Source organism: Hyalangium sp. (assembly GCF_035629615.1).
GTDB lineage: Bacteria > Myxococcota > Myxococcia > Myxococcales > Myxococcaceae > Hyalangium.
Genome location: NZ_DASPHO010000492.1, coordinates 1 through 9,890, shown reverse-complemented (window position 1 = coordinate 9,890; position 9,890 = coordinate 1). Strand labels below are relative to the sequence as shown.

11 protein-coding genes are annotated in these 9,890 nt (G+C 65.1%); 1 reads left to right on the top strand and 10 read right to left on the bottom strand.

All coding sequences use genetic code 11. The annotated features are described in order from the left end of the window. The coding region (locus VD972_RS25280) for a thiamine pyrophosphate-binding protein (RefSeq protein WP_324991210.1) at positions 1 to 722 on the bottom strand (722 nt) is incomplete at its 3' end. A gap of 47 nt (positions 723 to 769) precedes the next feature. After that, entirely contained in the window at positions 770 to 1,363 is a 594-nt protein-coding gene (locus VD972_RS25275) for a 2-hydroxychromene-2-carboxylate isomerase (RefSeq protein WP_324991208.1), read from the bottom strand. 18 nt (positions 1,364 to 1,381) lie between these two features. Between VD972_RS25275 and VD972_RS25270 the strand changes: the two genes are divergently transcribed. Then, positions 1,382 to 2,854 (top strand): hypothetical protein, encoded by a 1,473-nt coding sequence (locus VD972_RS25270; protein ID WP_324991207.1) that lies wholly within the window; start codon positions 1,382 to 1,384, stop codon positions 2,852 to 2,854. 106 nt (positions 2,855 to 2,960) lie between these two features. On the opposite strand, the gene VD972_RS25265 is transcribed toward VD972_RS25270, so the two are convergent. The 8 genes from VD972_RS25265 to VD972_RS25230 all read right to left on the bottom strand — a co-directional run. After that, the gene (locus VD972_RS25265; RefSeq protein WP_324991206.1) at positions 2,961 to 3,776 is read right to left on the bottom strand and encodes an ArsI/CadI family heavy metal resistance metalloenzyme; all 816 of its coding nucleotides are present in this window, start codon (positions 3,774 to 3,776) and stop codon (positions 2,961 to 2,963) included. 33 nt (positions 3,777 to 3,809) lie between these two features. Further along, positions 3,810 to 5,051 (bottom strand): cysteine desulfurase, encoded by a 1,242-nt coding sequence (locus VD972_RS25260; RefSeq protein ID WP_324991204.1) that lies wholly within the window; start codon positions 5,049 to 5,051, stop codon positions 3,810 to 3,812. A 136-nt stretch (positions 5,052 to 5,187) separates the two neighbouring features. Beyond that, complete coding sequence (locus VD972_RS25255; protein WP_324991202.1) at positions 5,188 to 5,517, bottom strand: hypothetical protein; 330 nt, start codon at positions 5,515 to 5,517, stop codon at positions 5,188 to 5,190. Between the two features lie 34 nt (positions 5,518 to 5,551). Next, on the bottom strand, positions 5,552 to 6,709 hold the full coding sequence (locus VD972_RS25250; protein WP_324991200.1) for a methyltransferase domain-containing protein: 1,158 nt from the start codon (positions 6,707 to 6,709) through the stop codon (positions 5,552 to 5,554). 146 nt (positions 6,710 to 6,855) lie between these two features. Then, positions 6,856 to 7,611 carry a phosphate ABC transporter ATP-binding protein gene (locus tag VD972_RS25245; protein ID WP_414654120.1) on the bottom strand — a complete coding sequence of 252 codons (756 nt, stop codon included), beginning with the start codon at positions 7,609 to 7,611 and terminating at the stop codon, positions 6,856 to 6,858. 80 nt (positions 7,612 to 7,691) lie between these two features. Continuing rightward, positions 7,692 to 8,543 carry a phosphate ABC transporter permease PstA gene (gene pstA, locus VD972_RS25240; protein WP_324991197.1) on the bottom strand — a complete coding sequence of 284 codons (852 nt, stop codon included), beginning with the start codon at positions 8,541 to 8,543 and terminating at the stop codon, positions 7,692 to 7,694. Further along, positions 8,536 to 9,414, bottom strand: coding sequence for a phosphate ABC transporter permease subunit PstC (pstC, locus tag VD972_RS25235; protein ID WP_324991196.1), 879 nt, complete (start codon positions 9,412 to 9,414; stop codon positions 8,536 to 8,538). The genes pstA and pstC overlap by 8 nt, the downstream gene beginning before the upstream one ends. Further along, the coding region (locus VD972_RS25230; RefSeq protein WP_324991194.1) for a substrate-binding domain-containing protein at positions 9,371 to 9,890 on the bottom strand (520 nt) is incomplete at its 5' end. The genes VD972_RS25230 and pstC, both read right to left, overlap by 44 nt.

Genomic DNA, 9,890 nt, shown 5'->3' with positions numbered 1-9,890 from the left:
CGCCCCGCCCCATTGAGGTACACGGGGACCTGCGCCGTCTCGCAGAAGCGGCGCAGCACGTCCCAGGCCCCGTCCCAGTAGACGGAGGAGCCCGCGATGACGGCGGGGCGCTCGGCCGCCTGGAGCAGAGCCATGGCCTCGTCCACCTTGCGCGGGTCCGGCGGCTGCCGCGCATCCGTGCGGTAGCGCGACGGCATGTTCAGGGTGGCCTCGTCCGCACCGTTGCCGAGCACATCCCACGCCAGCTCCAGGAAGACGGGGCCCGGGCGTCCGGAGAGCGCCACACGGAACGCCTTGGCCATGTACAGCGGCACCAGCTCCGGCGTGGGAACGCGGTCCGACCACTTGGCGATGCGGTGGAACAGATCCACCTGCTCCATCTCCTGCAGCGAGCCGCGGCTCTGGTTGAAGATGGGGGCCGCGCCGCCCAGGAGGATCATCGGCGAGCTGGCCGCGTTGGCGTTGGCCACGCCGGTGAGCGCGTCCGTTACGCCCGGCCCCGCCGTCACCACCGCCACACCGATCCCTCGCGTCACCCGGGCATAGGCGTCCGCGGCGTGCGCGGCGGCCTGCTCGTGGCGCGTGTCGATGACCTGAATTCCCTCCTCCACGCACGCCGCGTAGATGGGGGCCACGTGCAGACCCGACAGCGTGAAGATGTGCCGGACGCCCTCCTTCTTGAGCATCCGACCGACGAGCTGCCCTCCAGTCAGCGTAGCCATGCCGTGTCTCCTCTCTCTCTGAATGCCTGCAAGCCCTCGCGGGCCCCTCAGGCTTCGCTCAGCGCCCGCTCCACGAACATCAACCGATCGTTGCCGAAGAACATCCGCTCTCCCACGAAGAAGGTGGGGGCCCCAAAGGCGCCTTGCGCGACCGCCTCGTCCGTGTTGCGGCGCAGCGCGTCCTTGATCTCCTGGTTGTCGATCCGCGCCAGCGCCTTCTCGGGCTCCATTCCCACCGAGCGCGCCAGCTCCGCGAGCACCTGCGGATCGCTCACGTCCTTGCCCTCGACGAAGGAGGCCCGGAACGCGGCGTGTGAGAAGGGGGCAATGCTCCCGTGCTCGGCCGCCACCAGCCCGAGCCGGTTGGCCTTCAGAGAGTCGACGGGGAAGGTATCAGGCAGGCGGAACGACGGCAGGCCCAGGTAGTGCGTCCAGTCCTCCAGGTCCTTGGCGAGATACATGCCCTTACTCGGGTTGGTGATGGGCGGCACGTTCCCTGTGGCCTTGAAGACAGCCCCCAGCAGAAAAGGGCGCCAGCGAAGCTCGGCTCCGGTACGTTTCACGACGGCGGCCAGCTGCTCGGAGGCGAGGTAGGAGTAGGGGCTGGCGTAGTCGAAAAAGAACTCGAGTGTCTTGGCCATGGAAGAGGGTTTAGCCCCGTGAATGAACTTTTAGAAGTGCTGCGGTTCCAGGCCCCCAAGTTTGGTGCCGAGCTGGCCCAGACGGCCTACCAGCGCGGCCTCGCCGTGACTCGAGAAGACGGCACCACGCTTCCCATCCCCATCACCGCCACCCCTGTCATCCTGGATGCCGCGGAGATCCGCCGCCGCTCCGAGCTGACCGCGACGCTGTCCTCGGCCACCCTGAAGATGGCCGACGCCGTGCTCAATGGCAGCACCGCGGACGTGCTGCTCGGGGCGCTCTCCCCTCTCGAGCGCTCCATCGTCGAGCGCACCTGGCGCCACGTCTCCCGGCTGGCCACCACCCGGGTGGACTTCTTCGTGAACACGGCGAACCAACCCCGCGCGCTGGAGATCAACACCACCATCCCCGCCATGCAGGGGTACTCGGACATCGCGGCGCGCACGTTCCTGGAGGTGGTGGCCCGCCACTTCGGCTACCCGGAGAAGGCCATCCACGCGCTGCTGACGCTCAACGGCAGCAATGCCCTGGCCCTCTACCGCGCCCTGCTGGACGGGTACGCCATCGAGCGCAAGGGGCAGCAGCCGAACACCGTTGCCCTGCTCTGCCGCCGCAACGACGCGCAGATCACCGAGCTGCGCTACCTGGCCGAGCGCTTCCGCGAGTTCGGCGCGGATGCGGACATTGTCCACCCGGACGAGGTCTCCGGGGAGGAGGCCTTCACCGTGAACGGCAAGAAGTACGATCTGGTCTACCTCCACCTCTTCGTGCAGCGGCTGGAGGAGACACCCTCCCCCTGGCTGGAGGACTTCCTGGCGACAGTGCCCGGAAAGAAGGCCGTCTTCTTCAACCCGCCCACCGCGCAGATGGAGGTGAAGAGCACCTTCGCCTTGCTCTCGCAGGCTGTTGCCGATCCGGAGCTCGCGGAGGGCGTGGGCCTGAGTGCGGACGAGCTGGCGGCCATCCGCGCCCATGTGCCGTGGACGCGGCGCTTCCGGCGTGGCCCCACCATAGGCCCGGGCGGAGAGAAGCTGGACGAGCTGGTGGCCGCCGTCGCCGCCGAGCCTCGCCACTTCGCGCTCAAGCGCTCCTGGGGCTACGGCGGGAAGGCCATCTTCCTCGGCGACTCGGTGGGCACCGTGCCCTACAACGAGCGCGTGCAGGCCATCTACGGGGCCCCCCTCAGCTGGCCGGAGCTGTGCGAGCGCGCTGTGGCGGACACCACCGGCGGCGGCTACGTGGTGCAGGAGCTGGTGGAGACGCAGCCCGAGGAGCACTTCGTCTGCACCGAGACGGGCGCCCTGCCCACCTCCTTCTACGTGGACTACTCCGCCTACGCCTCGGTAGGGCTGGCGAAGCAACCCGCCTGGGGAGGGGTGTGCCGGGGCTCCATGAGCGAGATCGTCAACATCCTGGCGGGTGGCGGCGTGGTGCCGCTCATCACCACCGAGGTCGCCCAGAAGCTGCTCATGGCCTGGAAGGCCATCTGATGCTTCCTCGCACGGCTGCGGCGGCCAGGCCGCCGCAGCTGAGCGAGCACTTCCGCGGCATCAGGTAGGAGGCCCCACGAAGCGGCCCCCTCCCGATGCCCGGGACTCAGTTCTTGCCGGGCATGTTCAGCTTGAGCAGGTCCGGCGCGCCGGAGACCTGGACCTGGCTGGGCGTGATCTCATCCCAGCAGATGCAGTCGTCGCCGCAGCCCGCCTCGTTGTCAGCCTCGGTCACCACGTAGACTTCCCACTTGTTGCCGTCGGGATCCGCCACCCAGATCTTCGTCTGCACCGCGTAGCAGCACGCGGTCTGGGTCTCTTCCTCGACGTGGAAGCCTGCCTTGACGTAGCGCTCCTTCGCCTCGATCACCCGGTCGCTGTTCTTCGCCTGGATGCCGAAGTGGTTCACCGGAGCGTCCTTCGGAGACACCTCCCGGCCGAACGCGTTGAGCGTGATGTTGAGCGGCGGATCCTCGAGCTCGAACTTCGCGTAGTCCTTCTTCAGCTTCGTCGGGTTCGCGTTGAAGAGAACCCGGTAGAAGGGCAGCGACTTCTCGATGCTGTTGACGTCCAGGCTGATGTGCAGGCGGCTCTTGAACGGGAAGTCGACCGCGCTGTTGATGCCGCCATTCACGAGGATGGCTGGCCCGTCCACACCCTCGCGGACGAACTTCACCAGCTCCTCCTGAGTGGGCAACTTGCCGCTGACGACCGGCTTGTTGTCGACCACCGTCAGCGGGAACGTCCCGGTCTTCTTCAGCATCATCACCTGGATGACCTCGGCGGGGATGCCATCCCGCTCCGAGCCCGCCAGGTTGACCGTGCGCAGCTGGTTGCCCTGGGCGTCCGGGCCCAGTGACTTGAACAGGGCGTCCACAGCGGCCTGGTCAGTGTCTGATGCGATATAGATGGCGATTTCCATGAGTCTCTCCCGGTTTGAGGGACAGGCGCGCTGCTAGACGGTCAACTTCGAGATCTTCTCGACGGCGTTGAGGAGGCGGTCCACTTCCTCCTCCGTATTGTACACGTAGAAGGAGGCGCGCACATTGCCCGGCGCGGTCCCTTCGGCCTGGACATCCTTGAAGTAGTTGACCGCGCAGTGGTCACCCGCGCGCACCGAGATCTGGAACTCCTCGTTGAGGATGCGGCCGACTTCGGAGGGCGGCAGATCGCCGACGTTGAACGAGACGATGCTGTTGCGCTGCTCGGCCTTGAGCGGGCCGTAGATGTCCACGTTCTTGATGGAGGTCAGACCCTTCATCGCGCGCGACATGAGGTTCGCCGTGTGCTCGTGGATGTTGTCGTACCCGATGCCAGTCAGGTAGTCGATGGCCACACCCGTGGCGATCGTCTCCGAGATCGGGGGCGTCCCGGCCAGCCACTTGTAGGGCAGCTCGCTGAAGGTACACGCGTCGATGTCGCACGAATCCAGAGACAGACAGTGGCACTCAGCGGTGTTGATCGTTCCACCGCCCAGGAACGCCGGCATCATGTTCTCGGCGTGCTCCTTCTTGATGTAGAGCACCCCCAGGCCCGTGGGGCCCAGCATCTTGTGGCTGGAGAAGGCCAGGAAGTCGCAGCCGATCTTCTTCACGTCGATCTTGAAGTGCGGCACCGCCTGCGCGGCGTCCACCAGGAACAGGATCCCGCGCGCCTTGCAGAGCTTGCCCACCTCTTCCACCGGCACCACGGAGCCGAGCACGTTGGACACGAACGTCAGCGTGACCAGCTTCGTCTTCGGGGTGAGCATCTTCTCGAACTCGTTGAGATCGAAGAGGCCCAGCTTGCCCGGGTTGTACCACTTCGTCTTGATGCCCACCTTCTTCTGCAGGCGGAGCCAGGGGATCAGGTTGGAGGAGTGCTCCAGGCTGGAGAGGAGGATCTCGTCTCCCTCCTTGAAGTCCAGCGTCAGCGCCACTTCGTTGATCGCGTGCGTGGTGTTGCTGGTGATCACGATCTCTTCGAGGCTGGCGTTGATGAGCTTGGCGATCTTCATCACCGCGCCCTCGAACTTCTCCGACGCCTGCATGGAGAGATCGTAGTTGCCGCGGTGCACGTTGGCGCGATACTTCGTGTAGTACTCGATGATCGAGTCCACGACGACCATGGGCGTCAGCGAGGACGCGACGCTGTCGAAGTAGATGTTCTGGCCGTTGATGGTGGGGAAGTCGCCGCGCAGCTTCTGGACATTCAGCATTGGGTATGTGCTCTGTTTTGTAGGGTTGAGGGTAGGCAAGACCGTGCGAGGGCAAAGCCCTCGCTAGCGGTGTGACGAGAATGCAGTTGCAGGGATGCAGCAGAGCCGCGAGGCGGCGGGCAAACCAGACTGGGGGCTAGCAGCAGCCCGTCTTCGCGGCCGGAGCTGCCACGGGCGCCGCGGTGGTCTTGCCGGTCTGCACCAGCTCCACGGCCTCGAGGAAGTTCGGGATGCGGCCTTCAGCAACCACCACGTTGTCCACGACGAGGGCCGGCAGGCAGCCAAGACCCTGGGTCTGAATCTTCATCATCAGGCTGGCGGGGATGGGCAGCATGCCCTTCGCCTTGCTGAGATCAAACGCCTTCGTCTCCACCTGCTCTCCGAAGCGCTTCTGGATGAAGTCCAGCAGCCCCTGCCCCGCGCTCGGCCCACAACAAATCTTCTCGAAAAAGTAGACTCGCTTCATTTTGAATGACCCTTTCTCTGAGCTACAGGGAAAATCAGCAACAACCCGAATCAGGAGCGCAACCCGCCACAGCCGCCTGGATTGCCTCCGCGGAGACCAAGCGTACCCCGTTCTTCGTCTCCTTGGGATCACGCACGGTCGGCACGGCGCAGTTGAACGGCTTGACATCCTCCGGCTTCACCGGCTGGTTCGGCTGGAGGAAGTCGAAGTACTCCTTGTAGGGCTCGCGGTTCAGGATGCGGAAGGTCTTCTCGCAGACCGCCATCCGCACACCCCGCTCATACAGGTGGTTGTCGTCATCCTCGACGCGCCGGAACGGGCCCTTGAAGACAACGGCCTGCAGGTGATCCAGGCAGATCCCCTCCTTGCCCTTGTAGGCGGCGATCGTCACGCTGCGGAACTCGACGCCGTTGACGGTGTGCCAGGGGGCCTCATCCCGAGCGAGCGTCTTGATGCCGTACAGCCCCACGTCCGCGAAGGCGGAGAAGAAGCGGTCCTCCCGGATGGCGCCCGAGTAGCAGCCGCTCCACAGATCCTTGTCCTGCTGCAGCTCCAGCGGCACGTCCTCATCCGAGACGATGTCCGAGATCACCACCCGGCCACCGGGCTTCAGCACGCGGTAGATCTCCTTCATCATCTGGTGCTTCTGATCGGGCGAGACCAGGTTCAGCACGCAGTTGGAGATGATGACGTCCACCGAGTTGTCCGCGACCAGCGGGAACTCCCTGCGCATCTGCTCCGTCTTCAGCTGGAGCAGCTTCAGGTCCGCCTCATTGCGGACAGGGTTCTCCTTCAGGTACTCGTCGAGCCGCTCGATGTCCGTGGTCAGATCCTCGATCCGACCCTTCCGGAACTCGAGGTTGTTGTAGCCCAGCTGCGCGACCACCTTGGTCGTGGCGTTGCGAGCCAGCTTCAGCATGTCGTCGGTGATGTCTACGCCGATCACCTTGCCCTTGGGCCCGACGATCTGCGCGGCGATAAAGCAGACCTTGCCGCCACCGCTGCCCAGGTCCAGAACCGTCTCACCCTCGCGAACGTGGGAGACCGGATCGCCGCACCCGTAGTCCCGATCCAGAACTTCCTGCGGGATGATCTTGAGGAACTTCGGGTCGTAATCGACCGGGCAACATAGACCGGGCTCATGTGCCTGCGCAGCCTGGCTATACCGCTCAGTCACCGTAGAGTCGAACATTGTAAGTAAACTCCATTCACCAAGTTCGGAATTCGGGAAACAACTGCACAATACCCAACCCAGTACGCAAATACAATAGCGACATATCCTTGTTTTTAAATACGTACACGCACTCACTTTCAATCACCTGAAAGAGTGCACAGGACTCAGCCGCGGAGCCCCTTGACATAGGCAGCTGTCAGCGGGTTCTGGGGGTTCTCGAAGACCTGCTCTGCAGAGCCGGACTCGAGCAGATAGCCGTGCCCGTTGCGCGTCCAGAAGACAGCGGTCTGGTCAGCGATCCGGCGCGCCTGCGCGAGGTTGTGGGTGACGATGACGATCGTGCAGGTTCCGCGGAGGTTGGCGACGTACTCCTCCACCACGCCGCTGGAGATTGGGTCCAGGGCGCTGCAGGGCTCGTCCAGGAGCAGCACCTCCGGCTTGAGGACGAGCGCGCGGGCGATGCACAGCCGCTGCTGCTGCCCGCCGGAGAGGGACAGGGCCGAGCCTTGTAGCCGGTCCTTCACCTCACCCCACAGGCCCACGTCCTTGAGGGCCTGCTCGATGCGCTGCGCGCGCTCGGTGCGGTCCTTCACCCCGTGCTCTTGCAGTGGCAGCTCGAGGTTCCTCCAGATGGAGAGCGGAAAGGGGTTGGGGCGCTGGCAGATCATCCCCACCTGCCGCCGCAGCGACATCGTGTCCAGCTCCCGCGCGAAGACGCTCTCTCCCCCCACCGCGAGGTGGCCAGAGACGCAACAGCCCTCCGTGAGATCGGTGAGCCGGTTGATACAGCACAGGAAGCTCGACTTGCCGCAGCCCGAGGGCCCCACCAAGGCCGTGATGTCACCGGCCTGGATCTCCAGCGACACGTCCTTGAGCGCCGCGACCGAGCGATAGTGGACGCTGAGCCCCTCGGCGTGGATCATCGTGCGCGCTGGGGCCATCTGCTCGTCCTTCTCCTGGGTCTCGACCGGGGCCAGTTGCAACTCATATGAAGCTCTCATCAAGCCACCACCCTCTGAGTCGACCACTTCCGGCTCAGCCACATCGCAATCCGGTTTAGCACGATCAACATGACCATCAGTACTAGTGCGGAAGAATAGGCCATTCCGTCTCCACCTGAAACATTCATGGAGAGATCGTAGATGTGGACGGAGAGGGTCCTTCCTGACTCCAGGAGCGAGCTCGGCATGCGATCCACGTAACCGCTTGTAAAGATGAGCGCGGCCGTCTCCGCCAGAGAGCGGCTCACGGACAGGATGAACCCGGCCAGGAGCCCAGGCATCGCCGCGGGGATCAGGATGTGGGCGAGTGTTCCCGTGTGCGACAGCCCCAGGGACGCGGCTGCCATCCGGTAGTCCTTGGGTACGGCCCTGAGCCCCTCCTCCGCTGTCCGGATGAAGAACGGCAGCACCATGCACGCCAGCGTCAGCCCGCCAGACAGGAGCGAGAAGCCCATCCCCAGCATCTGGCAGAACACGGCGTTGCCGAACAGGCCGAAGACCACCGAGGGCACGCTCGCGAGGACATCGAGGCTCCGCCGCACGAGGCGGCCCAGTCGACTGGAGCCGGACAGGAACTCCGCCAGCAAGATGGCCGTCCCGAGCCCCACGGGGACCGTCACCGCCATGCAGATGGCCACGATGATCAACGTGGAGACGATGATTGGGGCAATCCCCCCTCCCCGCCCTGCATCCTCGGGGGACGCCGTGACGAACTCGAAGGACAGCTGGGCCAGGCCGTGCTGGAGCACGTTCCCCACCAGCCACACGAAGCTGGCCGCGACGAGGCCCGCCACGCCCCAGATCAGGATCGCGGAGAGCCGGTCCATCACTCGTGCGCGCGGCTCAGGCATTGCTGCGCTCCCGGTTGACGAGCTCCGCGCACGCGATGATCACGAGGATCATCACGAGCAGGAGCAGGCCGCTCGTGAAGAGCGCGGCCCGGTGAACGCCCATGGCGTAGGCCATCTCGAGCGCGATGTTGGCGGTGAGGGTCCGGACCGGGTCGGCCAGGCTCTTGGGGATCTGGACGACGTTGCCGCAGACCATCAGGACGGCCATGGTCTCGCCGACCGCGCGCCCGGTCTGAAGCAGCGCCCCCGTGAGGAGCCCTCGCCGGGCCGAGGGGATGGCGATCGTCCGCACCGTCGTCCAGCGCGAGAGGCCCAGCGCGGCCGCTCCCTGGAAGTACTCGGAGGGAATCCTGGCAAAGGTCGCGTCCGCCACCATGACCATGGTGGGCAGGATCATCAGCGCCAGGATCAGGATCCCCGCCAGAACACTCACCCCCGGAGGCTCGAACCGCGCGAGCCAGGGAACGACGACCATCAGCCCCCAGAGCCCGTACACGACCGAAGGGATCCCCGCCAACAGCTCGATGACCGCGCGGTAGCCGCGGGCCACGGACGGGGGCGCGTAGAAGTTGCAGAAGATGGCCGAGGCGATGCCCAGCGGCGCGGAGAGCAGGACCGCGCCGGCGGACACGACCAGTGTCCCCATGAGCATCGGCGCCATGTTGTAGGCGCCCTCGAGGGGGTTCCAAGCGGAATCCGTGAACAGCCGGACTGGGGAGACGCTGCGCAGCAGTGGGAAGGACTCGCGCGCGACGAACACGGCGATGAGCAGCACGATGGCCGTCGAGACCAGGCCCATCCCGCGAAGACCCCACAGCAGCAGCGCGTCACTTCCCGATCGGGACGAAGTACTGCTTCTCCACGAGATCATTGTTCTCAGCGGCCTGCGTAAAAGTGATGAACTTCCGAGCCAACTCGCTCTGCTGCCCCTTCTTCGTCACCAGGTGGAGCGCGCGGGACAGCGGGAATTTCTTGCTCCGCAGATTCTCCAGGCTGGCCTCGACACCCGCCATCGGCAGCATCTTGAGGGGCTCGCCATGTTTCACCGAGTACTCCGCGGTCCCAATGGAGACGTAGCCGATAGCACCGACGTTGCCCTCGACCGTCTTGATGCCCTGCTGATTGTCCCCAATGACGACCTGCGCCTTGATGTCGGAGTTCTTCAGCTTGAAGTAGTGCAGGAACAGCTCGAGCGTCGAGCGCCCCTCCGCCTTGTTGACCACGACGACGGGGGCATCGGCGCCGCCGACGTCCTTCCAGTTCGTGATCGTTCCATCATAGATGCCGGCGAGCTGTTCGGAGGTCAGTTGCGAAACGCCGGCGGAGGTGTGCGCATAAATCGCCAAC

Bases quoted from the DNA above. Each gene is read 5' to 3' on its own strand.
- VD972_RS25275 (WP_324991208.1), bottom strand. From the start codon at position 1,363: ATGGCCAAGACACTCGAGTTCTTTTTCGACTACGCCAGCCCCTACTCC.
- VD972_RS25265 (WP_324991206.1), bottom strand. From the start codon at position 3,776: ATGGAAATCGCCATCTATATCGCATCAGACACTGACCAGGCCGCTGTG.
- VD972_RS25260 (WP_324991204.1), bottom strand. From the start codon at position 5,051: ATGCTGAATGTCCAGAAGCTGCGCGGCGACTTCCCCACCATCAACGGC.
- VD972_RS25255 (WP_324991202.1), bottom strand. From the start codon at position 5,517: ATGAAGCGAGTCTACTTTTTCGAGAAGATTTGTTGTGGGCCGAGCGCG.
- VD972_RS25250 (WP_324991200.1), bottom strand. From the start codon at position 6,709: ATGTTCGACTCTACGGTGACTGAGCGGTATAGCCAGGCTGCGCAGGCA.
- pstA (WP_324991197.1), bottom strand. From the start codon at position 8,543: ATGCCTGAGCCGCGCGCACGAGTGATGGACCGGCTCTCCGCGATCCTG.
- pstC (WP_324991196.1), bottom strand. From the start codon at position 9,414: ATGATCTCGTGGAGAAGCAGTACTTCGTCCCGATCGGGAAGTGACGCG.